A 2,147-nucleotide genomic window follows, 5' to 3' on the forward strand; every position below is an offset into this window, starting at 1 on the left:
CCCCACCCCCGACGCCCCGGACTATCTCCAGCGCCTCAATCCCGAACAGCGGATGGCGATCGAGACGACGGACGGCCCGCTCCTGGTCCTGGCCGGCGCCGGAACGGGCAAGACGCGCGTCCTGACCACGCGCTTCGCCCACATCCTGCTCTCAGGCCGGGCGCGGCCCTACCAGATCCTGGCCGTCACCTTCACCAACAAGGCGGCGCGCGAAATGCGCGAGCGGATCGGCACCCTGCTGGGCGAGCCGGTCGAAGGTCTGTGGCTGGGCACTTTCCATGCTCTTTGCGCGCGCATGCTGCGCCGCCACGCCGAATATGTCGGGCTCGGTTCCGGCTTCACCATCCTCGACACCGACGACCAGCTCCGCCTGCTCAAGCAGGTGATCGAGCCGCTGCGCATCGACAGCAAGCGCTGGCCCCCGCAGGGCATCCTGGGCGTGATCCAGCGCTGGAAGGATCGCGGCCTGACGCCCGAGCGCGTCACCCCGGCCGAAGATTGCGATTTCGCCAACGGCCAGTGCCGGGCGATCTACGCCAGCTACCAGGCACGGCTGGTGCAGCTCAACGCCTGCGATTTCGGCGACCTGATGCTGCACGTCACCGAAATCCTGCGTACCAGGCCCGACGTGCTGGCCCAGTATCACCGGCTGTTCCGCTATATCCTGGTCGACGAATATCAGGATACCAACACCATCCAGTATCTATGGCTGCGCCTGCTGGCCCAGCGCGAGGGCCAGCAGGCCAATATCTGCTGCGTCGGCGACGACGACCAGTCGATCTATTCCTGGCGCGGCGCGGAAGTGGAAAACATCCTGCGTTTCGAGCGCGATTTCCCCGGCGCCGCCATCGTCCGGCTGGAGCGCAACTACCGCTCCACCGCCCAGATCCTCGGCGCCGCCTCCGGCCTGATCGCGCATAATGACGGCAGGCTGGGCAAGACCCTGCGCCCCGGCCGCGAAGATGCATCAGGCGAAAAAGTCCGCGTGGCCTCGGTCTGGGATTCGGACGACGAAGCCCGGCTGGTCGGCGAGGAGGTCGAACGCCTGCGCGCCGGCGGCCACCGCATGTCCGAAATCGCCATCCTGGTCCGCGCCGGCTTCCAGACCCGCGCGTTCGAGGAACGGCTGATCGCACTCGGCCTGCCCTACCGTGTCGTCGGCGGCCTGCGCTTCTACGAACGCGCGGAAATCCGCGACGCGCTGGCCTATATGCGGGTGCTGAACCAGCCAGCGGACGACCTGGCGTTCGAACGCATCGTCAACGTCCCCCGGCGCGGCATCGGTGCCGTCGCGATGCAGAAATTCCACCAGGCCGCCCGCGACGGCGGCATGCCGCTGACGGCGGCGATCGGCGGCATGCTCGAACGCGGCGAGATCAAGGGCAAGGCCCGCGACAGTCTGGCCACCCTGCTGAACACCCTGCAACAGAGCCGCGAAGACCTGCCGCGCGAAGGCCATGTCGTGGTCATCGACAGGCTGCTGGAGGAAAGCGGCTATATCGACATGTGGAAGGCCGACACCTCGATCGAGGCGCCCGGCCGGCTGGACAACCTGAAGGAACTGGTGCGCGCGCTGGCCGATTTCGAAAGCCTGGGCCATTTCCTCGAACATGTCGCCCTGGTGATGGAAAACGAGGAAAGCGCCGGCACCGAACGGCTGAGCATCATGACCCTGCACGGCGCGAAGGGGCTGGAATTCGACACGGTCTTCCTGCCGGGCTGGGAGGAAGGCGTCTTCCCCTCCCAGCGCACGCTCGACGAGGGCGGCCTGAAGGGGCTGGAGGAAGAACGGCGCCTCGCCTATGTCGGCATCACGCGGGCGCGGCACCGGGCCATCATCAGCCATGCCGCCAGCCGCCGCATCTACGGCAACTGGCAATCGGCCACCCCCAGCCGCTTCATCGAGGAACTGCCCGACGAATACGTGACCACGACCGGCGCCGCCAGCCAGACGCGCGGCCGCGGCTTCGGCCAGGCCCCCGCCTTCTCCAGCGCCTTCCCCATCACCGCCCGCCGCCCCCGCGCGGCCGCCCCCCCGGCCGCAGACCCCCCCTCCCCCCCCCCGCCGGGCCAGGCCCGCGGCACGCGCGGGGTCCCCCAGCAATTAGGCTTTGGGACGGGATACTCCGGGGCGGGCCCCCCGCGGG

Annotated in this window: 1 protein-coding gene; it reads left to right on the top strand. The window is 68.8% G+C overall.

Annotation, left to right across the window (positions count from 1 at the left end; all coding sequences use genetic code 11):
- Positions 1 to 2,147, top strand: a 2,147-nt coding sequence (locus ABF821_RS20880) for an ATP-dependent helicase (protein WP_415531456.1), incomplete at both ends; no start/stop codon positions are given.

The sequence above is a fragment of the Gluconacetobacter sp. genome (genome assembly GCF_047721585.1).
Classification (GTDB): Bacteria; Pseudomonadota; Alphaproteobacteria; order Acetobacterales; family Acetobacteraceae; genus Gluconacetobacter; species Gluconacetobacter dulcium.